The following is a 25321-nucleotide window of genomic DNA, read 5'->3' on the forward strand; positions in this document are numbered from 1 at the left end:
AGCTGGCTACAAAATAAGGCCTATAAAAAAGCCGTTCTGTAATTGCAGAACGGCTTTTAATTTATAACTATACTAATTTTTAAAACCAGCTTCTAATCCACTTTTTAAAACCAGCTTCTAATCCACGTTTCGCTTGCCCTTCCCTGCAGTCTTTTGTAACGGCGGCTAACTTCCATTCTATGCCTAACCATTGTAACTAGCATCAGCGGAATAAATAAGAGGGTCAATGGTGGAATGCCAAGTATACTTATCCAGGTGCCACCATATTGTCTACGCATTGGCCGCCTGAGGCGCTCAGCAATTAAATACATTGACGGTACAATTACAAGAGTCATAAAAAAGGCAAATGTTAGTCCGTAAATAATTGTCCACGCTAACGGTTTCCAGAAACTTGCACTGGCTCCACCAAAGAAAATGTGAGGATTTAGTTCGGAGAACATGGTTACGAAATTGATATTGAAACCAACGGCCAGTGGTATCAGCGCTAGGATTGCAGCAAGTGCAGTTAACAGAACCGGAATAATACGTGTTTTACCTGCCTGAACTACAGCTTCCCTGGTTTTCATTCCCCGACCACGTAGTTCATCTGCAAACTCTATAACAAGAATTCCATTCTTAACAACAATACCTGCTAAGCCGATTACACCAACCCCTGTCATCACTACCGAAACTGTCATTCCGCTAATGGCAAAACCAAGCAACACACCGATAATACTAAACAAGATCTCAGTAAGAATAATTACAGGCTTGCTAATAGAGTTGAACTGTAATACCAACACAAACAGAATGATCATTAATGCAAACAGCAATGCTTTTGAAAGGAAAGCGCCTGTTTCTGCCTGTTGCGCTCCTTCACCTGTTTGAGAAATGGTCACATCGTCACTTACCTTTTTAAAATTTGCGATAGCATTTGTAAGCTTTGCATTTACATCAGTAGGGGTGTATTCGCTTAACACGTTTGAATAAAGTGTAATTACCCTTTTGGCGTTTTTACGTTTTATACTTCCATAAGTACTTGTATAGTCAACATTAACCAAAGAACTAATAGGGATCTGTTTTATACCACCTGTCATTTCGCGAAAAACAATCCGCTGGTTTAGCAGATCGGGCAGGTTGTTACGTTGCACGTCGATGTTGCGTAACTGGATTTTATATTCTTCTTCACCCTCCTTGATTTTTGAAACCTCGCGACCGAATAGTCCTGTACGTATAGCCATTCCGATTTGCGCCGTCGAAACACCTTCAATCATTGCTTTTTCCCGGTCGATACTCAGTGAGATTTCGGGGTTAGTTAAGTCCACGTCAAGCTTCAGCTCTTCTACACCTGCAATTTGCTGGTTGTCGAGAAAGTTTTTAAGATCAACGGCTGTTTTTGTAAGGTGATCGAAATTTTCACTTGAAACTTCAATATTTATGGGTGGTTCTGTAGGCGGTCCGCTTGCTTCCTTTGCAACAGAAATAGTAGCTCCGGGTAATCCTTTCATAGCCGCCCGGATAGAGTCAAGGTATGGAGCAGAAGAATGGCCCTCGCGTTTTTCAAACTCCACAAAAGACACCTGTACACGGCCAAGTTCGGGTCGGGTACTTCTGTCGCCGCTACTTGGATCGGAAGCGCCTATGGCAACGTTCGAAATCACGCTCTCGACAATAGGGTTCCTTTTGCCATTCTCATTACCGAGTACATGATTAATCTTCGTTTCAAGTTGGCGGGTAACCGAGTCGGTATAATCTACGCTGGTACCGACAGGTAATTTTAGATAAACATATACAAAGTTGGGGTCGCCTTGAGGAAAAAACACTACCGGAACTTTTCTTAATCCGAAAAGCACAATAGAGATAATAAATAATCCAAACGTACCGAGCAACAGGTGAACCGGTCGCCATCCTTTTAAAGCCCATCGTAACAAATCCTCATAATGGCCCATGATCCACGGCAGGGCATTGTTCTGAAATTTATGAATAAGATTGTCTATAACATAAGTGTTCAGAATAATTAAAAGGGCAAATAATATAAGCAGGTTTCCGCCAAAGTTAAAACCAAAAATATCGAGCAGTATACCGACACCAAGCAAGCCTAGAAAAGCAGGGCTTTTAAAAACAGCTTTTTTAGCCGGCCTTGTATCACCTTCGGGATGGTTCATAAAGTCGACTGCAAACACAGGGTTCATGATGAATGCTACTACCAGGGACGCCGATAAAGTAAAGATCAGCATGGTTGGCAGGTAAATCATAAACTTACCGATAATGCCGGGCCAGAACAGCAGGGGAAAAAATGGAGCAAGTGTTGTTGCCGTACCGGCCAGTACAGGTATAAAAACTTCGCCGGCTGCAATACGTGCCGCCATGTTCGATGTTAAACGTCCTTTACCTTCAACAAATATCCGGTGTGTATTTTCAATTACCACAATTGCATCATCTACTATAATTCCCAACCCAAATAACAATGCAAACAGCACAATGAAATTAAGGGTAACATTAGAGCCGGTGATCATTTCTGCCATAGGCAAAAACAAAAACGCAACGAACATACTTAGCGGTACCGAAAGCGCTACAAAGAAGGCGTTAGTGACGCCCATAAAAAACATCAGGATAATTAACACCAGAACAAAACCAATAACGATTGAGTTAACCAGGTCGTTAAACGAAGTTCTTGTTGCCTTACTCTGGTCACTGGTAATAACCACATCCAGGTTTCTGGGCAGTATGGTTCCTTTCATTTCTTCAACCGTCTTCTTAACGTTATCAGAAGTTTCAATAAGGTTTTCTCCTGCTCTTTTGATAATGTTAAGCGTAACAACGTTCTTTCCATCTAAACGGGCGTAGCTCTCTCTTTCCTTTACTGTATCTCTTATTTCAGCAATGTCCTTTAGATAGATTGGCGAACCAGAGGTATTTCTGACAATTAATTTCTGTATATCGTACACATTTTTAAACTGCCCTTTTACCTGCAGGGTACGCTTCATATTTCCAACCGCCAGCAATCCGCCAGATATATCTGCATTTTCGCGGGTAACTGCATTTGCAATATCATCGAAAGTGATATTAGAAGCCTGCATTTTGTAGTTGTCGACATTAATCTGAAACTCACGTTCAGGAGCGCCAACAATATCAACACGGGTTATTTGCTGTAATTCCTCCAGTCGGTCCTGCATATCATCCGCATAGCTTTTAAGCCGCATTACATCATAGTCGCCGCTAATGTTTACATACATAATAGGTATGTCAGAAAGGTTCACTTCCTGCACTGCCGGTGGGTCTGTGAGGTTTGTAGGTAGGTCTGTTTTTGCCTTATCTACTGCATCTTTCACCTTTTGAAGTGCAACATCCTTCTCCACATCTGTTCCAAATTCTACAACAATTGCCGAATAGTCCTGCAACGAAGTACTTGTAAGTTTATTGATTTTTGCGCCGGTGATTCCTTTCAATTGTTTTTCAATTGGCTGGGTCACCAAGTTTTCTATATCCCTTGGCGAGTTACCTACATAAATAGTTTGTACATATATGGTAGGTATAACAATGTCAGGAAACTGCTCTTTAGGTAACGTAACAAATTGGGTAATACCTATTACCGAAACAAAAATTACCAGCAGGTAAATAGATGTTTTATTTTTTATCGACCAGGTGGTCGGTCCAAATTCCTTAAACTTTTCTTTTAAATTTTCTAATGCACTCATCGTGTTAGTTTTTAAACCTGTAGATATTTATATGGCGCTTTAACCTGGTCACATTCCATTTTCTCTTACCTCTATACTACCAGTTATTTTTTTGTACTCAGCCCGATCTCCTCTGTCAACATCGTTGCGTCGCACACTTGTGCAGCCAATTTTGTTTCACACTGTGGTTATCTTTGGCTAAGCAACTGTAGTCACCAATTGTCCGTCGTAGAGACTTTGAAAACCTTCGGTGATGATAACGTCACCTGTTTGTAGTCCACCTTTTACTTCAAGCCTGTCTCCGTATAATTCTCCTACCTGGATCTGCCTTTTACGTGCAACCACTGTATTTCCTTCTTTCACAGCTACCAAAACAAACTTTCCCTGCTCATCTGTTTGCAATGTATTTACCGGAATGGTGATGGCATTGGGTGTAGTGTAATCCTGAATTCTAACATTAGCTGTCAGGTTTGGCTTCAGGCTTTTATCCTGCGGTATTTTAGCCTCAGCTATAAAACCCCTTGAGGTTGTGCTGATAGATTGACTAATAATTGAGATTGTAGATTTATAAGTTTTGTTGATGTCAGGAACTGATATAAGCACAGGCGTTCCTTTGGCAACACGGCTTAAATAATTTTCAGGCACATCTGTTACAACTTTAAGGTTTGTTGTATTTACAATCTTAATGCTGGCAGTGGGTGCTCCGGTAAACATTTCACCAACATGTATATTTACTTCGTCTGCCACACCCGAAACGTTGCTAATCACATTTGTGGTAGCTAATTGTGCTTCAGCAACTCTTATATTCTCCTGTTGTGTTTTTATCTGGTTCTCAAGCACATCCACATTTGTTTTGGCTTGTAACAACTGCATTTCAGTTCCTATTCGTTGCTCCCACAAATTCTTTGTCCGCTGGTATACACTTTTCGCCAGCTCCAGTTGGTTTCTAACGCCGGCCAAACCTTGCCTTGCAGCAACTACATTTTGCCTGATAATAGCATCATCTAATTTTAAAAGCAATTGCCCTTTTCTTACAAATTCCCCTTCTTTTACATAAACTGCTCTAACCTGGCCACCAGCACCACGAGGGCTTATATAAGAAATATTGTCTGCGTCAACTTTTCCCTGCAAGTCTATGTAATGGGTAAAGCTTTCAACTTTTACAGTGTCTAATATTACCAGTTTTGCTTTATCGGCCTTTTTATTAGTTGTGTCCAAAATAGCCAACTCCTGTTCCAGTTTTTTTATTTCAGCAGTGTTTTCAGCCTGGTCCTTTTTAAGTTTTTCAAGGGCTTCTTTCTTTTTGTCTAGTTCCGCGTTTTTATTATTTCCACCACACGATACCATAAAGAGCACCATGGCAGATAATAATGAAGCTTTTATAAGCAATTTCATAAAGTACGTTTTGATATTGATTTGAATTTTTATTAGTTAAGCTTACCCAAAGCAGATTGGTAAGAAATTTTAGCAATAACTGCATTGTATAAACCAGTGAAGTAGTTGGATTGTGCAGTTTGCCAATCATTGTCGGCCTGCAAAACTTCAAAGCTTGAACCAATGCCCGATTCAAACTTCTTTTTAGTTGTCTGATACACGCTTTCTGCAAGCTGTACGTTGCGCTGCTGCGCATCCAGGTTAAGCAAGGCGTTTTTCAGGCTTTCTTTTGATGCGGTGTATTGCAAGTCGATTACCTGTTTTAAATGCTCGATGCCGTTATCTACTTTCTGCAGGTTTAACTGCGCCTGTTGTACTTTGTACTTGCGCTGAAATCCATCAAAAATGGGAATGTTGAGGTTTAACCCAATTAAAGCACTTTTAAACCAAATGAAATTACTATTGGTAATAAACTGCTGTCCCATACCTGAAATGGTATAGCCGCCTATTGCTGACACGGTAGGCAAATACCCCAACTTATACCTTTTTACATCCAGCTCCTGCAGCCTGCGCGAATAGGCTATTGCCTGAATCTCTTTCCTATCTTCATATTTTAAATTATCGTCTAGGGCATTTTGCTTTATATCTTCATTTGTTAATCCTTCTTTCAGAAAAACAGTATCATTTTGACCGATACCGATAGAATATTTAAGCGCAGCGTAAGCGAGCTTTATTGAATTGTCTAAAACACTTTGAGATGTTTGAAGGTTAATCAATTGTACTTGTACTTTGTCCAGGTCAAGTCTTTCTGCAAACCCGTTTACAAACATTATAGAATCGTCGTGATACAACTTCTGAAGACGTTCAATTCCACCTTTTAAAAAGTCAGATTGTCTTTGTGCAATAAGTATTGCGTAGTACCTTCTGTAGGCAGAGTCTTTTACTCTTTCCTTTACCAATTCCAAATTCGCTTGCGATAGACCTAAAGCTGTTTTTCTTGCCTTTAAGCCTACAAACACATCTGGTTGAAAGAGCAATTGTGAAAGAGACGCTCCGATGCTTGTATTCCATGGTTGCTGAAAGCTGAAGGACGTGAACGTTGCAGGTGGCGCTTTGGTTGTAGGAGACACCAACCCGTTTTCTTTTAAAACCTTGTAGATCCCTTCTTCCGACGACGGAAAAAGAACTTGTGGCAATTTTAAATACCTGTTAATAGAGCCGCTTCCAGAAATTTGCGGAAGTGCCTGCCCGGTTATTTCCTGATTTTGCGAAGCTTGAATCTCGTAGTCTATCTGTGCATTTTTTACCTCTGATACATTTTTGAATGCCAGTTCTACGGCCTCTTTTACTGATAATTCATACCGCTTTTGCGAAAAAGCGTTTGTAATTAGCAGCAATAACAAAAAGGTAAACGATAGTTTCTTTAGCGTTTGTTTACTCATGTCAATTACTTTTAGTTCTACTGTTTTTGTATTTCTTAATTAGTTCCTGTCCCTCCGGGGTGCATAGTCCATAGAGATAATGCTCTAGTATTTCCTTTTGAACTTCCACCATACTAAATTTTGCAAAAGGAAAAACCTCTTGCCTGAAAGGCAGAAATACATTTTCTATTCTTAGTTTAGTAATGATGTCGATGTTTAGCTCTTTCCTGTAAAAGCCCTCTTTAATACCCGCAACTAAGTTGTCTTTAACCTTTTTTGCGAGGTATTCGTTTTTGTGTTGATACAGTTTTACAAAAACGGTAGGAAAAAATTTTTCAAGGTCTTCAAAAACAGTGGGGTTCATTTCTCCTACCAACTCCTGCATTGTTTCCATATTTAAAAAGATTTCATGCACAGCGTTTTCAGCATTAGCACAATGCGCCTCACAAATTCCGCAGCTCTTCTTAATGTGGTCTTCAACAACCGCATTAACTATCTGGTCTTTGTTTTCAAACGATTGATAGATTGTCTTTTTACTCATCCCGGTTTTCAAAGCAATCTCATCCATTGTAACCCTGCGGAAACCAAAACGGTTAAACAATTCATCCGCTTTAGCTAATATTCTCTCTCTTGCTTCCATAATAAAGAGTGCAAAACTAGGGAAACTTTTTCCACAATACAAGTTTCCACAGTGTTATTTAAATTATTTATTTAGTCCTTTCTCACCAGGCTCTTCTCCATTCATCCATTATTTTCTACAATCTTATTAATATATGTATTTTAAATGTAAGCTGTTCAATGTTCATTAGTAGAATGTATGCGATAGTTGTACAATGTGATTGACAAATTTGGCATGGTTCTTTAAATACTTATTTCTATAACAGAAAAACAGATAGATTATGAAAAGAACGAAACTTTTACTCGTAGCGTTGTTACTAGTTGGGGCTGCAAACACATTTGCCCAGGAATCACCGGCTTCAAGAGGATTACAGTTAAGCATAGGTGCGGAAGCTGCTTTACCTATCGGATCTTTTAAAAATGATAGCCGTTACAAATTTGGCGGAGGTGGAAGCGTAAAGCTGGCGTTACCAGTAGCTTCTGTGCTTGACCTTACTGTTTCTGCTGGATACCTGGCTTTCGGATCTTCTAAGCTTTCGGATCTGGATCCAGACAGAGGTACATTTACTGCTATTCCTTTTAAAGCAGGTTTGCAGGTTCACACACCAGGTGGGTTGTATTTTGAACCTCAGGTAGGTTTTACCCAAACGAAGATTTCAAAACTTGAAGGTGCGGGCGTGTTTACTTACGCAGCAAACGTTGGGTATTTAATTGGTAAAGCAGTTGATATTGCAGTTCGTTATGAAGCAATGGCTTCAAGAGAAGGAACTGCAATTGCCGGTGCAACAAATAGTGATGTTAGCGCTAAATTCCTGGGTCTAAGGTTGGCTTATAATATTCCTTTTGCAAGGTCTAAGTAAGCCCGTGTTTAGCGAAAAGATTTTAAAAAGCCGGTATAGCCGGCTTTTTTTATGCTATAACCTTTATAGAGTGGGCTCAGGAATAAATCGTCGTATTTTTTAAAACAATCGTTGCAACAAAAGAGTAGTTTATGCTTTAAAGCCCCTGTCAAAAGGGTTTATATTTCGTTTATTTAATTAGTCTCACGGTAAAAGGATGTTTATAGAGCACTCCTTCACTTGCACGAATGGTAGTAATAATAACCAGCACAAATGCTGCGATACCAGCAAGCCGAATAAAAAGGATTTCTACGACAGAACTAATGATGCCATATTTGAAATGGAGAAACGAGGGTGTAATTGATAAAATGGTAAAAAGCGATTTTAAGTGTGGGGGCGCAAGAGTAACCCCAAACGCGGGGGCTTTGAAACCACACAAAATGAAGTTGCTGATTTTTTGTTGCAGTACAAAGAGTGTGACACAACGATGTGTAATAGATTTTCATCTGCCGGTAACAAAAAAAATAAACATGTTCTAGTAGAAAAGCACAGTAGATGAAATAGCGTTGCGCAAAAAAATTATACTTCTACAGCTTCTTCGGATTTTATAACCTCCTTATGCATTCGGGTTAAGAAACGATGCATTTCTTCCATCTTTTTTACGCCTTCAACCACTAACAAAAACATTTTACCTGCCTGCTTTAGTTTTGCCTTGTTTGTTCCGGTTTGCAAAAAGGCTAACACATTTTTAAATGTTTCTGACTCGAAATATGGAGAGTCGGGGCGGTTGATAAAGTAGCACCGAAGCGTATCATCCTTTAAAGACATTTTTTCAAAGCCGAGGTTCACACCCATTCTTCGGCAGCGAACCGTGGTAAATAAATCGTCAACAGGTTGAGGTATCGGGCCAAACCTGTCTAACATCTCAGCCTTGAAATCTTCCAGTTCTTTGTCCGTTTCACAATTATCTAAACGGGTATATAAAGAAAGTCGTTCGGTTATGCTATCAACATAACGATCAGGAATTAAAATCTCAAGATCGGTATCAATTGTACAATCTGAAACAAAATTGTCTTGCTTTTGGATCTCTTCTTTAAACAAGTCTTTAAACTTGCTGCGTTTTAGTTCGCTGATGGCTTCATTTAAAATTTTTTGATACATTTCGAAACCTATTTCCGCCATAAACCCGGTTTGTTCACCTCCAAGCATATTACCTGCTCCGCGAATATCAAGGTCGCGCATCGCAATCTGGAAACCGCTTCCCAACTCGCTGTGTTGCTCTAAAGTCTGTAAACGTTTACGACTGTCGTTAGGCAAAGTACTCATAGGCGGAGCCAGTAAATAACAAAATGCTTTTTTATTGCTGCGGCCAACTCTTCCACGTAACTGGTGCAAATCACTTAAACCAAAATGATGTGCATTGTTGATCATGATGGTGTTTACGTTAGGAATGTCGACACCACTTTCTACAATGTTGGTACAAACCAGGACATCATATTTCTTATCAATAAAATCCAGAATTCGCTCTTCGAGTTCATGACCTTCCAACTGTCCGTGAGCATAACCGATACTTAGGTCGGGGCAGAGACCTTGAATTAGGCCGGCCATTTCATGCAGACCGTGAACCCGGTTGTGAATAAAGAAGACCTGTCCACCTCTTTCGGTTTCGTAATAAATAGAGTCACGAATAGCGTCTTCGTTAAAAACAAGAACCTCGGTTTGGATGGGCTGACGATTGGGCGGTGGCGTATTAATAATACTTAAATCCCTTGCCCCCATTAAGCTAAACTGCAGGGTACGGGGAATGGGCGTTGCGGTTAAGGTTAAGCAATCAACATTTGTTTTTAGCGTTTTCAACTTTTCCTTTGCACCTACGCCGAACTTTTGCTCTTCGTCAATTACCATCAGGCCCAGGTCTTTGAACTTTACTTCCTTACCCAGGATAGAATGGGTGCCAATGATGATATCTACTTTTCCTTCCTGTAATTTCTGTAAGGTTTCTTTTTTCTCTTTAGAAGATTTGAACCGGTTTACAAAATCAACAGTTACCGGGAAATCTTTTAAACGATCCTGAAAAGTTTTATAATGTTGAAAGGCAAGAATTGTTGTAGGCACAAGTATGGCCGCTTGCTTACCATCGACTACCGCTTTGAATGCAGCACGAATAGCCACTTCGGTTTTACCGAAACCTACATCTCCGCAAACCAGTCGATCCATTGGTGAGGGACTTTCCATGTCTTTCTTTACATCTGCTGTAGCCTTGCTCTGGTCAGGAGTATCTTCATAAATGAAAGAAGCCTCCAGCTCGGTCTGCATATAATTGTCAGGACTAAATTGAAAGCCTTGCTGTGCTTTTCTTTCGGCATATAATTGTATGAGATCAAAAGCAATTTCCTTAACCTTCGTCTTGGTTTTTTCCTTCAGCTTTTGCCAGGTATCGCTGCCGATTTTATTAACCTTTGGTATACTTCCTTCCTTACCTGTATACTTACTTATTTTATGAAGCGAATTGATGTTTACATAAAGAATGTCATTATCCTTATAAATAATTCGAACAGCTTCCTGTAATCGACCATTTACTTGTATTTTTTGCAATCCACTATAAGTACCAACCCCGTGATCGATATGAGTTACATAATCTCCTGGTTGTAACTCACGAAGTGTACGAAGCGTAAGGGCTTTGTTCTTGTTATAAGCCTGTTTTACCTTGTATTTGTGATACCGCTGAAATACCTGGTGATCTGTATAACAAACCACTTTCAGGTCTTCGTCGATAAAGCCGCGATGTATATTATTTGCAAGAGGAGTAAAAGTGATTTCAGCTTTCAGGTCTTCAAAAATGCTGTGAAGCCTTTCAAGCTGTTTGGGATTGTCCGCGAAAATGAACAATTCAAAACCTTTGCTTTCCCATTGTTTTAGGTCTTTTATTAGAAGGTCAAATTGCCTGTTAAATGCGGGTTGTTCTTTGGTATTAAACTCAATCTCTAATCCTTTAAAATAGTTGCTCCTGTCGAATTCGATTATATGTCTTGATCCGAGTTGTCGTTCAATAACATCAGCCCTTACAAAGTCTGCATGTTTTACATCTTTTAGAAGGGTATCATCATCTTCTTCAACCTGGTGTTTTTTACCCTGATTTTCTTGCTGAAGCTTAAGAAAAAACTCAAGGTCTTCTTCCTGGGTAATTATTCGTTCTTTAGCAAATTGCCAATCCTGTATCCAAACGACTGTATTCTCTGGAAGAAATTCTAACAACGACACTTTATCGCCGCTGTCAAATTGGGTATCAACATTTGGAATAATGCTTACCTGCATCAGCTTTCTTTCACTCAACTGCGTTTCAGGATCAAAGATTCGGATGCTATCAACATCGTTTCCAAATAGCTCAACACGATAAGGCTTTTCATTGCCGAAAGAGTAAATATCAAGAATGCCACCACGAAGCGCAAATTGCCCGGGTTCGTAAACGAAATCTGTTCGCTCAAATCCATACATCACAAACAACTCCAGTAATCCATCAAGATTAATTGTATCGTTTGTTTTAAGTTGGATGATATTACCCGAAAGCGTTTTAGGAAGAACCACTTTTTCAAACAATGCTTCGGGGTGTGTTACGATCAATTTCTTATTTCCGCCATTTGAAAGCCGCATCAAAGCTTCTGCACGAAGCATTACATGACTGCTATTAAGTAACTTGAAATTCTTCCTGTTTTTGAATGAAGACGGAAAATAAAAAAGGTCTAAAGCGCTGGTAAGGCTTTCAAGTGTGTTATGAAAGTAGGCAGCTTCCTCAGAGTCATTTAAAATGACCAGGTGGTTTAAGCCTTCGGTAGATGTATGGTTAAAAATAGCAGAAACTGTAAATTCAGGACTGCTGCCATGGAGGTTTTTAAGATAAAGATGCTGAGGTTGAGACAAAGTAATTTTGTCCGCTATCTGAAAAAGGCGGGGGTTACTTTGAAATTTGTCTGTTAAATGCTGCAGGTTCATTCGCTCTTGAATACCTTAATAGTATAACAGTAGTTATTTATTAAGGTGGGCAAAGATAGATACGGGGGTTGAGAATTATTCTAAGAGTTATTGTTAAGATTGGCTACTAGCTTGGCCGTATAGACAGCGATGCTGAATTGTTACAAAGGGATCCTAATTTTTTTAACTGCTTATTGTGTACTTTGTAAAAAAAACATGCTTGAACCCTGGAGGACCGGAGTTGTAATTCAGATAAAAGAGGAAAATCCTCTGACCCGCCGGTTTTGGATACAAATTCCTGAAATAGAGACTTTCAATTTTATCCCCGGACAGTTTGTAACCCTTGACCTTCCCATTCACGAAAAAAAGAATAAAAGATGGCGAAGCTATTCTATCGCATCATGGCCGGATGGAACCAATGTATTAGAATTGGTAATTGTATTTTTGGAAGGAGGTGCGGGAACTACCTACATATTTAATGAAGTAAAGGAAGGTTCAGAATTGCTTCTAAGAGGTCCACAAGGTGTTTTTGTTTTACCTCAAACTATTGATAGGGACCTTTTTCTTATTTGCACCGGTACGGGGGTGGCGCCTTACCGAAGTATGCTTCATAATATGAAGCGTAATAAAATTCCGCATAAAAACGTTTATTTAATTTTTGGTACACGCTTTTTCAAAGATTGCTTGTATTATAAAGAATTAAAAGAGCTTGAACAGGATATTGACGGGTATTTTTATTTGCCCACCTTTTCGCGTGAGCCGGAAGAAAATAAATCAATGCTGAAAGGGTATGTTCATTCTGTTTATGAAGGGATCGTTTCCGATAATAAACCTCCCGCATACTTTTATTTGTGCGGTTGGAAGAATATGATAGATGAAGCGAAGGAAAGAATACTTGCTTTAGGTTATGATAAAAAAGATATTCACCTTGAGCTATATGGATAGGATTTAAATGATGGGTTGGTTATGAAAAAAGAAAAACTACAACAGTTAGCACATTTAATTGCAGGCATTATTACGTTGGCCTACGGATTTGATGCTTTTGAATTAGGCGATTTTGCGTCCGCTACTTATTTCCTTGCATTGGCTATTGTGTTTTTAATAGTTGCAGGGGCCCATAAATGGATTGCCGAAAAATTTATAAGGGGAGATGTGGCAATTAATTTGTTAGAGTCAGTTACTATTATTTATGCTGCGGCAAGTTTCAGAGACAAGGCGCATCCATTTCTTTATTATACGGTTACTGCAATTGGAATAAGTTATTTCATTTTAGCAATTGCCAACCTTTTCGCGCTGGTAGAACCCGTACGCAAAAGCTATAAAGGAAAAAAAAGGAGGAAAGCTTCATCGCATCTTTTTAAAGAACAGAAATTGGTACAGTCTGATAACTGAGATGACTTAGATATTTTTAAGATTATTCGTACGTGCAAATTGTTCCTTTTTGCAACCCAGATGAAAGGATTGCGACGCAACGATGTTGCTATAAAAACAGATGCTGGTACTTAAATAAAAAGTCCGAAGCGTTGCTTCGGACTTTTAGATAATTCTAATATCGTTTATGATATATTCTTCAAAACCAGTTCCCTAACCGCACTTATAGAAATTCGCTCTTGTTGCATACTATCGCGATGGCGGATTGTAACTGTTTGATCTTCTTTTGTCTGGTGATCGATTGTTACACAGAAAGGAGTGCCGATTGCATCTTGCCGACGATATCTTTTTCCGATGGCATCTTTCTCTTCGAAAAAACAACGGAAATGCGTCTTGCAATCATTCATTAGCGCTCTTGCAATTTCCGGTAGACCATCTTTTTTTACCAGCGGCAAAATAGCCAGTTTAACAGGGGCGATTTTTGCGGGAATATGCATAACAACCCGGATATCTGTACTGCCATCTTCTTTGGTTAGCGTTTCTACCTCATAGCTCTCACTTAGTATAAGTAAGAACATTCGGTCTAAACCAATTGACGTCTCTACAACGTATGGAATGTAGTTGCCGTACGGCTTGCCGGTAGCAGGGTCAACATCATTATCAAAATACTGCATTTTCTTTTTGCTGTATAACTGATGCTGTGTTAAGTCAAAATCGCTACGTGAGTGTATGCCTTCTACCTCTTTGAAACCAAAGGGAAATTCAAATTCTATATCGCAGGCTTCTTTTGCATAATGAGCCAACTTTACGTGATCGTGATACCGATACTTATCGGAAGAAATACCTAGGCTTACATGCCACTGCAATCTTGCTTCTTTCCAGTGCCTGTACCAATGACCTTCAGTACCAGGCCGAACAAAAAACTGCATTTCCATTTGTTCAAACTCCCGCATTCTAAAAATGAACTGGCGGGCAACAATTTCGTTTCTAAAAGCTTTACCGGTCTGAGCAATACCAAAGGGTATCCTCATTCTTGAAGTCTTTTGAACGTTGAGAAAATTTACAAAAATACCTTGTGCCGTTTCCGGACGTAAATAAATGGTATCAGCATCCTCGGCAACACTTCCGAGCTGAGTAGAAAACATGAGGTTAAATTGCCGGATGTCAGTCCAGTTGCCAGTGCCGCTAACGGCACAAACAATATTATTAGTGGCTATTAATTCTTTTAAACCTGTATAGTCTTCGGCAGCAAGCAAACGATCCATCTCTGCGATTAGCGCTTCAGCCTCCTGGGTTTTACCTTCATCTTTTAATTTATCTGCAAGACCTTCTACTAAGTGATCAACCCTGTAACGCTTATTGCTATCACGATTGTCAATCATAGGATCACTAAAATTATCAACGTGACCGCTGGCCTTCCAGGTAGTGGGGTGCATAAAAATAGCGGCATCAATACCCACAATGTTTTCATTCAATTGTGTCATTGATTTCCACCAATAATCGCGTATATTTTTTTTTAATTCGCTACCATATGGGCCATAATCGTATACAGCGCTTAATCCATCATAAATTTCACTGCTGGGGAAAACAAAACCATATTCTTTAGCGTGAGAAATGATCTCTTGAAACTTATTTTCGTTTGTCGTCATAATGCGGCAAACCTACAGAAAATACAGTAAAATAAAGCCGGCAAGGTGGTGCGAAAAGAAGGGGTGGGGCGAATGCTAGAAAGGTGAGAGGGGGGTGATTGGAAGGGTAGGTGTTCTCAAACTTAATTTTCTAACTGTAAGATTACATTAATTCATAAATATCCTGTCTTTAATGAAACGGCCCTCCAGTTCTTTAATCCGCTTCTCTAATTCGTCATTTCTTGCATCCAGCTCAAGAATGCGGCTATGACTTTTAACAATGTCGCTTTGATAACCCCTGATTTTATTCTGCATTTGTGAGGCGAAGTAAACTTTGCAAATTAACCCTACAGAAATACCTGCCAACACTGCACCTACATACTGCATCACGATATTCAATAAGGGGTAAAACATAATCTACTGTATTTGTTTGTAATAATTCTTGTTCTTCTCTAAAGATGGCAGAGGTGCATATTTGGTTGCACAATAAGTACCCTTTTTAGAGATGTTCCCTTTTTGAGACAATTATTACTCTTACGGATTAAGTTTTTTATTATCCTGGTGACGGCTTAAATCCCGTGAAGTCTTTTTCTCGATGTTCTTTTCAAACGCTGCAGTCATGTCAACGCCGGTTTGGTTTGCAAGACAAAGCAGAACCCATAACACATCTGCCATCTCATCTGCCAACTCACGGTTCTTATCAGATTCTTTAAATGACTGCTCACCATACTTTCTCACTATTAACCGGCTTAGCTCACCAACTTCCTCCATCAAAATTCCAAGGTTTGTCAGTTCATTAAAGTAACGAACACCGACCGTCTTTATCCAATCATCTACCTTTATTTGCGCCTCTTTTAAGGTTATTTCCATTAATTATTTTTTAAAAATTTACTCCTGCATTTTTGTCCAGATAAAGGAAAGCATTTCCGATTCCGGAATTATCATTCTTTATTCTTGCTATCTAATATAATAGTTACAGGTCCGTCATTTACTAATTCCACTTGCATATCGGCACCAAAAATCCCTGTTGCAATGTTTTTTCCTAAATCAACTTTTAGTTGCCCGATCATTTTTTCATACATTGGTATTGCAAATGTGCTTTTCGAGGCCTTGATATAGGAAGGTTTATTTCCTTTTTTAGTGCTTGCGTGCAAAGTAAACTGGCTTACTAATAATATTTCTCCACCTATCTCTTTTACACTTTTATTCATTACACCAATTTCATCACTAAATATTCTCAGGTTAACTATCTTATTGCTTAGCCAGTTTATGTCGTCATCGCTATCTGCATCTTCAACTCCCATCAGTACAAGCAACCCTTTATTTATTTGACCCGTTATTTCACCATTAACTTTTACAGACGCTTTATTTACCCGTTGAATAACAACCCTCATACGAACCTTTTTTACTTGTAATTTTATGTTTATGAAGGTAGACGTTTACAACGAAATTGTATTTAGCACTGCAAGAAGTGGCGGTAAGGGAGGTCAGAATGTAAATAAAGTAGAGACCATGGTCGAAGGAAGATGGAACATTGCAGGGTCGGCTTTTTTCACCTATCAACAAAAACAAACACTGTTTGAAAAACTGCAAAACAAAATAACCTCCGAAGGCGTGCTACTTGTAAAGTCTCAGACAGCAAGAACACAACTAGGAAACAGGGATGAAGTTGTGAAAAAAATAAACACTTTAATAGAACATGCATTGGTTAAAAAGAAAGCACGAATTGCTACAAAACCTTCAAAAGGCAGCAGGGAAAAAAGAATAGAGTCGAAAAAAATAACTTCAGACATTAAAAGCAACAGGCGAAAGATTATATTTTAAGAAAGAATAATAAATGAGGGGATGTTACGAGACATAGTATTTTTGATGAAATAATTGAAACAATTGAGTGGATTAAAAAAATTGGCAAGTCAAACAATGTGGTATGGAGTAAGTTCTATTGCTGCACGTTTTATGAGCTACCTGCTGACCCCTTATTTAACGAGAACTTCGGTTTTAAAAATATCGGATTATGGAAAGATGAGTCTCGTTTTTGCGGCCATTCCTCTACTCAATGTACTTTTCACTTATGGTTTTGAGACTGCTTATTTTCGTTTTTCACAGCGTAAGGAGTATGAAAACAGCATCTACAGCACTGCAAGCATTTCTCTTTTTCTTACTACCATTTTTCTTTCTGCTTTTTTATGGATTTTTAGAGATACCCTCGCAGCCTTTGCCGGCGTAGCAGACGACCCTCAATTAATAGAGCTAACCATTTTAATTATTGCCTTAGATGCCTTAGCAGCAATTCCTTTCGCACGTTTGCGGCAGGAAGGACGACCCATAAAGTATGCAGCCATCAGGATCTGCAGTATTCTTCTGAATATTTTGGTGACTGTCTTTTTTCTATCTTATTGTCCAAAAATTATTGAGAACAATCCTGATAGCTGGATCGGATTTTTTTATAGTACAGATGTGAATCGCGTTACTTATGTTATTCTCGCAAACGTTATGTCATCTGGCCTCACCGTACTCTTGCTAATGGGGCAAATTGGCTCTATAAAACTTCACTTTAATACAAAGCTTTGGAAGGAAATGATGCTCTATTCCTTACCCCTCATTATTGTAGGGATGGGTGGAATGATTAATGAAACTTTTGACAGGCTAATGTTGAACTGGTGGGTTCCCGGAACTGCGACCTTTAAACAGGAGCAGGTCGCAATTTACAGTGCATGCTATAAGTTGTCTTTACTCATAAGCTTGTTTATTCAGGCCTTCCGGATGGGGGCAGAGCCTTTTTTCTTCAAACAAGCCGAAGGGCTAAATCCGCAGCGGATTTATGCAAGGGTAATGAAGTTCTTTGTTATTACAGTCACAACAATGTTCCTCGTGGTTAGTCTATACATTCCGGTAATCAGTTATCTTTTTATTGGAAATAAAACCTACTGGGCCGGGCTTGGGGTAGTACCAATTCTATTGCTCGCCAATATATTTTTAGGCATTTATTACAACCTTAGTATTTGGTATAAGCTAAGCAATAAAACGCACGCGGGTGCAATTATTACCGTAATCGGGGCCGTTATTACTATCATTATAAACCGGATTTTTATTCCAGGTTATGGCTATATGGCCTGTGCCTGGGCTACATTTTTTTGTTATGCAAGTATGATGGTAATGAGCTACATATGGGGGCAAAAGGAATATCGCATTCCCTACCCATGGAAAAAACTAACGGCTTATGTTGTAATTGTGGTAACCTTATTCTTTATTCATAAGGGCCTCATTGCGCTGTTGCCTTACACCTTGTTTAGCCTTATTGTCGCTTCTATCTTACTATTCATTTATATCTGGTTTATATTATTGGTCGAAAGAAAAGAGTTTCAAAAAATGCCTGTAATAGGCAAGTACCTAAAGTAGATTCCTTTTGTACCAGGCATTAGTACTGCTATTAAACATCGTTGCGGCGCTCCGTTCATCCCTTGTAATTCTACTGAAATTAGTCCGCGGTTTTACAACTTATTAAGCTTTTCATTCAAGTGAAAGGCAGTGTACTTTCCTTACCTTTGCGCACCTTTTTTATTATCATCTCAGCAGTTTATAAATATGAGCGTTAAATACAGAGAATTTTCCGGTTTAAATCTTCCTGCAATAGAAAAAGAAATTTTAACCCGGTGGGAGGAAAGCAAAGCCTTTGAAAAAAGTGTGGAACTGAGAGAAGGAGCAGAACCTTTTGTTTTTTACGAAGGTCCTCCTAGCGCTAACGGCTTGCCCGGAATTCACCATGTTATTTCGCGCACTTTAAAAGACCTGGTTTGTCGATACAAAACAATGCAGGGTTTACAGGTAAAACGCAAAGGCGGTTGGGACACCCACGGCTTACCGGTAGAACTAGGCGTCGAAAAGGAATTAGGCATTACAAAAGAGGATATTGGAAAAAAGATAAGTGTTGAGGATTACAACCAGAAATGCCGCGAAGCGGTACTTCGTTACAAAGACAAATGGGATGAGATAACCAAAAAAATGGGTTATTGGGTAGATCTAAATGATCCATACATCACTTTCGACAATAATTACATTGAAACCTTGTGGTGGTTGCTAAAGAGATTGTACGACAAAGGTTTGCTGTATGAAAGCGTAAGCATTCAACCATTTAGCCCGGGGGCCGGAACTGGTCTAAGTTCACATGAGTTAAACCAGCCAGGCACTTATAAGAATGTAAAGGACACATCGGTAGTTGCGATGTTTAAAGCAACTAAAGGAGAAAGAAGTCTGTTTCTTTTTGATGCTGTAAAAGATCAGCCTGCTACTGACATCTTTTTTCTTGCGTGGACTACAACGCCGTGGACTCTTCCGTCAAATCTCGGTTTAACAGTCGGACCTAACATCAATTATGTTTTGGTTAAAACCTTCAATCCGTACACCCACCTTCCCGGTAATGTTGTGCTTGCCAAAGCGTTGATAAGTAAATACTTTAAAGCAGAAGGAGAGAACGGAGAATTCGAAAATTACAAAGAAGGCGAGAAACTTCTCCCTTGGAAAATATTGGCAGAATTTAAAGGATCAGACCTAGAGGGAGTAGCGTATGAGCAACTGTTAGCTTATGAAGCAAATAGCAGGCAGCAAATACAACCCATAGGAGATAATGAAGAAATAAAGCCCTTCCAGGTAATTCTAGGCGATTTCGTTACTACCGAAGACGGTACGGGCATCGTACATACCTCTCCTGCATTTGGTGCCGATGACTACAAGGTTGGTAAGAAATACAACCTGGGTATTCTGACAATGGTTGATCGGCAGGGAAAATTTGTAGACGGTCTCGGAGAATTCAGCAATCGCTTTGTGAAAAACTACAAAGACGATAAGGCGTATGAAGATGTGAACGTGGACATTTGTGTCAAATTAAAAAAAGAGAACCGGGCTTTCAAAGTTGAAAAATACGAACACACCTATCCCCATTGCTGGAGAACTGATAAACCAATACTTTACTATCCATTAGATGCATGGTTTATAAAAACCACAGCTCTCAAAGATAAAATGGTAGAGTTAAATAAGACGATCAACTGGAAGCCAAAGTCAACCGGGGAAGGTCGTTTTGGTAACTGGCTTGAAAATATGGTTGATTGGAATCTGAGTCGCAGCCGCTTTTGGGGAACGCCCTTGCCTATCTGGAAAACCGACGATGGAACCGAACAAACCTGCATCGGCAGTATTGAAGAATTAAATGCTGGAATTCGCAAGGCCAATGAAATCTTAGGCGGAAATGTAAATGAAAATTATTTACACGAAGGTATCCTCGACCTCCACAAACCATATGTTGATGAAATAATATTGGTTAGTCCTACCGGAAAACCGATGAAGCGCGTTCCCGATCTTGTAGATGTTTGGTTCGATAGTGGTGCAATGCCCTACGCCCAGTGGCACTATCCGTTCGAGAATAAAGACCTGGTAGATGGTCATAAAGCTTTTCCTGCCGATTTTATTTGCGAAGGTGTAGACCAGACACGTGGGTGGTTTTATACACTACATGCTTTAAGCGTTTTGTTGTTTGACAGCGTTGCTTACAAAACAGTCGTATCTAACGGACTGGTTCTGGATAAGAACGGCAACAAAATGAGCAAGCGTCTCGGTAATGTTGTCGATCCATTCCAAACAATTGACAAGTTTGGAGCTGATGCAACCCGCTGGTATCTCATAACCAACGCAAGCCCCTGGGATAATTTGAAATTTGATATCGGTGGTATACAGGAAGTGCAAAGAAAATTTTTTGGAACGTTGTACAACACTTACCAGTTCTTTTCATTGTACAGCAATTTAGATAGCTTTTCTTTTAAGGAAGCTTATATACCCCTCAAAGAGCGGACAGAAATTGATCGGTGGATCTTGTCGTCGCTAAATACATTAATTAAGACGGTCACAGAAAGCATGGACGACTATGAACCTACACAGGCGGGTCGTGCCATAGAAGAATTTGTTGACGAACACCTCAGCAACTGGTATGTTCGCCTATGCCGTCGCCGCTTTTGGAAAGGCGAATACGAGCAGGACAAAATAGCTGCGTATCAGACATTGTATGAGTGCTTAGAGACTGTTGTTAGATTAGTCGCACCTATTTCTCCGTTTTTTAGTGATGCCGTTTTTCAAAACCTAAACGCAGTAACCAATCGTTTTAATGTTGAAAGTGTTCACCATGCGGAATTTCCAAAAGTAGATTTAGCTGTAATAGACGTTGCTTTAGAAGAGCGAATGCAAATGGCCCAGGATGCCTCTTCGCTAATATTAAGCATCCGCAAAAAAGTAAATATCAAAGTGAGGCAGCCACTTCAAAGAGTTTTAATACCCGTTTTAAATCCGTTAATGAAAAATCAACTTTCGAAAGTTGAGGATTTAATAAAAAGTGAAGTCAATGTAAAAGAAATAGAATACCTCACAGCTACCGAAGGATTTATAAGTAAAAAAATAAAACCAAACTTTATTGCCCTCGGAAAAAGACTAGGAGCAAAGATGAAAATTGTATCTGCAGCTATCGGAAAGCTAAGCCAGCAGGACATTTCACAGTTTGAAAAGGAGGAAAAATTTATTTTGGAGGTTGAAGGCGAAGCTCTTATCTTGCGACTGAGTGATGTAGAAATTTCCGCTGAAGATATTCCCGGGTGGAGTGTAGCAAGCAAAGGTACCCTTACCGTAGCGCTTGACATTACAATTACAGATGAACTGAGAAAAGAAGGTGAAGCGAGGGAATTTGTCAATCGTATCCAAAATCTAAGAAAAGATAGTGGGTTTGAAGTAACTGACCGAATTAACATTAATATTGTTGAAAATGAAAGGTTAGCACCTTCGATAAATGATTATAAAAACTATATTTGCGCGGAAATTTTAGCAGATTCTGTCGATTTTGTGCCGGAAATAGTTGATGGCACCCAGATAGAAGTCAATGATATTTTATTAAAAGTTAGTGTAATTAAAAAAGCTTAGCCATGGCTGCACAAAAACCAGGTAAAGAAGCTGCAAAAGCTTCTAAAGTGTCCCCTTCTGCTACAAAGCAGTCGCAAAAAAAGGATTTAAAATCTGTAAAGGGAGCATCTTTAAAAGGTTCATCAGTGGCAGCAGAAAAGGAGTCTACCAAAAAAGGGACGACTAAAGAAACAAAAGTAGCAAAAGCACCGTTAACAGAAGCTGTTACAAAACTTACTAAACCGTCATCTGTTCCGTCTATAGTTAAAAATGTAGTAAAAGCAGTTGAAAAAAAATTAAAAGAACCAGTGAAAAAAACACCAGAGGCAGATAAAAAAGAAATAAAACCGGTTTCAGCAAAAAAAGAGGTAAGCGTTGAGAAGAAATCTAAGGCCGACGCTTCGGTAGAGAAGGAGTCGAAAGCAGCTAAGTCACCAAAATCTGACAGCGAAAAACCCGCTAAGCCTGTAGTCATTCCTAAAACTTCTACAGATAAGAAAGTTGACTATGAGCCTGACTTTATGAAAAGTGTTTTAGATGCACCGGCCGTTGTGTCGCAGGGACCTACAATGCGTTATAGCGATAGCGAACTACAGGAGTTTAGAGAATTAATTGGTAAAAAGCTAGATGCTGCTAAAAAAGAATTAGCTTATTTGCAAGGCTTGATTACTCGTCGTGACGAAATGGGTGGCGATGAAACTGACAACCGTTATATGACCATGGAAGACGGTGGAATGAGTATGGAAAGGGAGCAACTTAGTCAAATGGCAAGTCGCCAAATTACGTTTATCGATCATCTTGAAAAGGCAATTATGCGTATTGAAAATAAGACATACGGTATTTGTCGGGTTACCGGCAAGTTGATTGATAAAGCTCGGCTTCGTGCGGTACCACATGCTACTTTAAGCATGGAGGCCAAGCTGGGAATTACTAAATAAGCGATTAATATATTGCGAATAGGAGGGAAGCGTGCTTCCCTTTTTCTTTTTACGTTACTTTTTCTAGATTTTTTATCCAAGCAGTCCGAACTTTATTTTACGCTGGTTACATGGCATACGTATACTAAAGCAACGAATTGAGTGATTTTTTGAAATATTAATAAAGGCTAAATAGCGAACTTCTAGATTAAAGGAGCGTCGCAAGAATGTATAACAGTGTAGTAATGCCGGAACAATGAAAAACACGTGTTATTGTTTTACAAACAATAACACGATGGAACAATTAATCTATTTAACCTCCTGCATATCCACCAGCCGTTTATAAAATCCTCCTCTTAACAGTAGTTCATCGTGGGTTCCCCGTTCAACTATTTCGCCTTTTTGCATTACAGCAATTTCATCTGCATGACGTATCGTACTTAAACGGTGCGCAATTACTATAGACGTTCTGTTCTGCATCATATTATTAATGGCGTCCTGCACCAGGCGTTCACTTTCAGTATCTAATGCAGATGTTGCCTCATCTAAGATTAGGATCGGAGGGTTTTTCAAAACTGCCCTTGCAATTGTAAGGCGTTGCCTTTCACCTCCACTCAACTTACCTCCACGATCTCCAATATTAGTGTCATACCCACCTTCTTTTTGAGAAATGTAGTCATGGGCATTTGCAATCTTTGCCGCACTTTCAACTTGACCGCTTGTAGCGTGTTCGACACCCAAAGCAATATTGCTTGCAATGGTATCATTAAATAAAATAGGCTCCTGGGTTACAATACCCATTTGCTTTCTTACAGAAAAAAGCGAGTAATCTTTAATATTAACTCCATCAATCAAGAGTTCACCTTCTGTAACATCATGAAATCGGGGTATCAAATCTGCCAACGTGCTTTTTCCAGCGCCGGACGAGCCTACCAGCGCCAACGTTTTGCCTTTTTCGATTTTTAAATTAATGTTTTTGAGTATGACCTTATCGTCATATGAAAAACTAACATTTTTGAACTCGATTGAATTTTTAAAAGTTGAAAGCTGTAGGCCGTTAACGTTCTCATCCACTTTCACCGGTGCGTTTAGTATCTCTTCTATCCTGGTTATAGCAGCAGTTCCTTTTTGCATACTATAAAATGAAGAAGAAAGCGCTTTAGCGGGATTGATAATCTGGGTGAAAAAACCAACATACATAATAAAGCCTTCAGCTTTTAGCCCGGCTGTGCCTGCTAACACTAAACGCCCGCCAAACCATAGAATTCCGCAAAGGACCATAACACCTAAAAGCTCACTTAATGGCGACGCTAAGTCTCTGCGATATTGCATCTTGTTTCGTAAATGGAACAATTTATCATTGGTATGGTTGAACCTGCCTTGCAATAACTTCTCAGCGTTGAATGCTTTAATAACCCGTAACCCTCCCAAGGTTTCATCAAGGACGGACAGCGCTTCTCCAAGCATAATTGCTGCTGCATTTGATTGTTTTTTTAGGGATCGGCTTACGCGCCCAATAATTATTCCTGTCAAAGGCAGAAAAATTAGCAGAAATAAAGATAATGTAGGGCTAATGTAAATGAGGGCTCCAAGTATGATAAGGATGTTTAGCGGGTCTTTAATAAATCCTTCCAACGCCCCAACTACCGACCCTTCCAATTCTCCTATATCGTTCGTCATCCTACTCATTACATCGCCTTTTCTTTGCTCTGTAAAATAGCCGATGGGTAATTGAAGCAGCTTGTCATATAAGTCTTGCCTAAGCCTGGTCATTATAGAATTCTTAATTGGGGCAAGAACGTAGAATGACAGATAGAGGAATAGATTTTTTAGCAGGACAGAAATAATGATGGTGACACAAATAAATGCCAAAGCAAGTATGGGACCGTTGACACCGTTACTTACAATAAGGTTACTGATCTCGTAATTGATGTAGTTTAGAAAGTCAGTTGATCCGTGTATTGCAGCGGGTTTTTGAAGAACAAGTTTTTCCGGCTTGAAAATCAGCCCTAAAAAAAATGGCAGCGTTCCTAAAGACACAAGAGAAAAAACTATTGAAAAAACGGTAAATAAAAAGTAAAGAACGATGTTTCCTTTATAAAAACGGAGGTATTTGAAAAGCCGGGAGTATTTTTTCATTAGTGTTTTAAATCAATCAAATCGGTACAAAGTAACTAATTTTACCACCATAAAAAATGTGAATAATGCAGGAAGGGAAACGACAAAAACAAATAGCAGCGGTTATTCAACAAGAGATGAATGACATCTTCATGCGACTTGGGTTAAACATGATAGATGGTGGAATGGTATCAATATCATCAGTGAAGGTGACACCAGATCTGTTAGAAGCAAGAATATATTTGAGTTTATTTAAAGTAGCAGACGCAAATGCTGCAATGAAAAAAATACAGGCACAAGCGTGGGAAGTGAAAAAAGAATTGAGCGATAGGGTAAAACACCAGCTAAGGCGCATTCCCGTATTGCATTTCTATTTAGATGACACCTTGGACTATGTATTTAAAATGGAAAATATTTTCAAGCAAATTAATTCTGGAGACGACACAAAAAAAGAGATGGGCGAATAATTGAAATCAGACA

Annotated in this window: 17 protein-coding genes and 1 pseudogene; 8 read left to right on the forward strand and 10 right to left on the reverse strand. The window is 39.3% G+C overall.

Features of this window, described 5'->3' with window-relative positions:
- Positions 1–104: 104 nt before the first annotated feature.
- The 4 genes from JWR87_RS13690 to JWR87_RS13705 all read right to left on the reverse strand — a co-directional run bounded on the left by JWR87_RS13690 (position 105) and on the right by JWR87_RS13705 (position 7088).
- Positions 105–3674, reverse strand: a complete 3570-nt coding sequence (locus JWR87_RS13690) for an efflux RND transporter permease subunit (protein WP_297821020.1) — start codon at positions 3672–3674, stop codon at positions 105–107.
- Between the two features lie 177 nt (positions 3675–3851).
- The gene (locus tag JWR87_RS13695; RefSeq protein WP_297821022.1) at positions 3852–5048 is read right to left on the reverse strand and encodes an efflux RND transporter periplasmic adaptor subunit; all 1197 of its coding nucleotides are present in this window, start codon (positions 5046–5048) and stop codon (positions 3852–3854) included.
- Positions 5049–5080: 32 nt separating this feature from the next.
- Entirely contained in the window at positions 5081–6469 is a 1389-nt protein-coding gene (locus JWR87_RS13700; RefSeq protein WP_297821024.1) for a TolC family protein, read from the reverse strand.
- 1 nt (position 6470) lies between these two features.
- A complete protein-coding gene (locus tag JWR87_RS13705) occupies positions 6471–7088 on the reverse strand; it encodes a TetR/AcrR family transcriptional regulator (protein WP_297821026.1) in 618 nt (205 codons plus the stop codon).
- A 259-nt stretch (positions 7089–7347) separates the two neighbouring features.
- Between JWR87_RS13705 and JWR87_RS13710 the strand changes: the two genes are divergently transcribed.
- Positions 7348–7926 carry an outer membrane beta-barrel protein gene (locus JWR87_RS13710; protein ID WP_297821028.1) on the forward strand — a complete coding sequence of 193 codons (579 nt, stop codon included), beginning with the start codon at positions 7348–7350 and terminating at the stop codon, positions 7924–7926.
- Positions 7927–8484: 558 nt separating this feature from the next.
- Here JWR87_RS13710 and mfd read toward each other — a convergent pair.
- The gene (mfd, locus tag JWR87_RS13715) at positions 8485–11823 is read right to left on the reverse strand and encodes a transcription-repair coupling factor (protein ID WP_297821030.1); all 3339 of its coding nucleotides are present in this window, start codon (positions 11821–11823) and stop codon (positions 8485–8487) included.
- Between the two features lie 267 nt (positions 11824–12090).
- Between mfd and JWR87_RS13720 the strand changes: the two genes are divergently transcribed.
- Together JWR87_RS13720 and JWR87_RS13725 are read left to right on the forward strand one after the other, a co-directional pair.
- Positions 12091–12819, forward strand: coding sequence for an FAD-dependent oxidoreductase (locus JWR87_RS13720; RefSeq protein WP_297821032.1), 729 nt, complete (start codon positions 12091–12093; stop codon positions 12817–12819).
- 21 nt (positions 12820–12840) lie between these two features.
- On the forward strand, positions 12841–13266 hold the full coding sequence (locus JWR87_RS13725; protein WP_297821034.1) for a hypothetical protein: 426 nt from the start codon (positions 12841–12843) through the stop codon (positions 13264–13266).
- A 164-nt stretch (positions 13267–13430) separates the two neighbouring features.
- Here the strand turns inward: JWR87_RS13725 and JWR87_RS13730 are convergent, their stop codons facing one another.
- The 4 genes from JWR87_RS13730 to dtd form a co-directional block, all read right to left on the reverse strand.
- Positions 13431–14894, reverse strand: coding sequence for a glycine--tRNA ligase (locus tag JWR87_RS13730; RefSeq protein ID WP_297821036.1), 1464 nt, complete (start codon positions 14892–14894; stop codon positions 13431–13433).
- Between the two features lie 147 nt (positions 14895–15041).
- Positions 15042–15287: a hypothetical protein gene (locus JWR87_RS13735; protein ID WP_297821038.1), complete on the reverse strand. Its 246-nt coding sequence runs from the start codon at positions 15285–15287 to the stop codon at positions 15042–15044.
- A gap of 120 nt (positions 15288–15407) precedes the next feature.
- A complete protein-coding gene (locus JWR87_RS13740) occupies positions 15408–15743 on the reverse strand; it encodes a nucleotide pyrophosphohydrolase (RefSeq protein WP_297821040.1) in 336 nt (111 codons plus the stop codon).
- 71 nt (positions 15744–15814) lie between these two features.
- Positions 15815–16267: a D-aminoacyl-tRNA deacylase gene (gene dtd, locus JWR87_RS13745; protein ID WP_297821041.1), complete on the reverse strand. Its 453-nt coding sequence runs from the start codon at positions 16265–16267 to the stop codon at positions 15815–15817.
- Positions 16268–16319: 52 nt separating this feature from the next.
- On the opposite strand from dtd, the pseudogene arfB reads away from it, so the two are divergent.
- From arfB to JWR87_RS13765, 4 genes and pseudogenes are all read left to right on the forward strand, one after another.
- Positions 16320–16697, forward strand: a pseudogene (gene arfB, locus JWR87_RS13750) (alternative ribosome rescue aminoacyl-tRNA hydrolase ArfB); the annotation flags it as partial.
- An 81-nt stretch (positions 16698–16778) separates the two neighbouring features.
- Positions 16779–18272, forward strand: coding sequence for an oligosaccharide flippase family protein (locus JWR87_RS13755; protein WP_297821045.1), 1494 nt, complete (start codon positions 16779–16781; stop codon positions 18270–18272).
- Between the two features lie 186 nt (positions 18273–18458).
- On the forward strand, positions 18459–21827 hold the full coding sequence (ileS, locus tag JWR87_RS13760; protein WP_297821047.1) for an isoleucine--tRNA ligase: 3369 nt from the start codon (positions 18459–18461) through the stop codon (positions 21825–21827).
- A 2-nt stretch (positions 21828–21829) separates the two neighbouring features.
- Complete coding sequence (locus JWR87_RS13765) at positions 21830–22744, forward strand: TraR/DksA C4-type zinc finger protein (RefSeq protein WP_297821049.1); 915 nt, start codon at positions 21830–21832, stop codon at positions 22742–22744.
- Between the two features lie 288 nt (positions 22745–23032).
- Here JWR87_RS13765 and JWR87_RS13770 read toward each other — a convergent pair whose 3' ends face one another.
- Complete coding sequence (locus JWR87_RS13770) at positions 23033–24862, reverse strand: ABC transporter ATP-binding protein (RefSeq protein WP_297821051.1); 1830 nt, start codon at positions 24860–24862, stop codon at positions 23033–23035.
- Between the two features lie 65 nt (positions 24863–24927).
- On the opposite strand from JWR87_RS13770, the gene rbfA reads away from it, so the two are divergent.
- The gene (rbfA, locus tag JWR87_RS13775) at positions 24928–25308 is read left to right on the forward strand and encodes a 30S ribosome-binding factor RbfA (RefSeq protein WP_297821053.1); all 381 of its coding nucleotides are present in this window, start codon (positions 24928–24930) and stop codon (positions 25306–25308) included.
- Positions 25309–25321 lie beyond the last annotated feature (13 nt).

It is taken from the genome of Segetibacter sp. (assembly GCF_025963695.1).
GTDB lineage: Bacteria > Bacteroidota > Bacteroidia > Chitinophagales > Chitinophagaceae > Segetibacter.